At 24.1% G+C, this 299-nt stretch carries 1 protein-coding gene; it reads left to right on the top strand.

Features of this window, described 5'->3' with window-relative positions:
• Positions 1 to 109: 109 nt before the first annotated feature.
• Positions 110 to 299 (top strand): primosomal protein N' family DNA-binding protein (locus AYC59_RS01360; RefSeq protein WP_211259990.1); only part of this gene is annotated, 190 nt, incomplete at its 3' end.

The following is a 299-nucleotide window of genomic DNA, read 5'->3' on the forward strand; positions in this document are numbered from 1 at the left end:
CTTAAAATAACAGGAAATGGTAAAGTTGTTAGTCAAAGACCAGAAACAGGTACAGTAATAAAACAATGAAGTAAAATTATAATTGAACTTAAAAAGAGAAGACTGGTTAATGTATTATCAAATATATGTGAAAAAATATATGAATACATATAATTATGAATCAGATGAAAAGTTAGAAATAAGAACTTTTTGTGAAGTTAATTTTAGTAATAAGGAAACTATAGGAGTAGTAATACGTGAAAGTTTAGAAAAAGATTTAGGAGATTATAAAATAAAGAAGATACATAAGGTGTTAGAAG

The organism is Pseudostreptobacillus hongkongensis (assembly GCF_001559795.1).
Lineage (GTDB): Bacteria > Fusobacteriota > Fusobacteriia > Fusobacteriales > Leptotrichiaceae > Pseudostreptobacillus > Pseudostreptobacillus hongkongensis.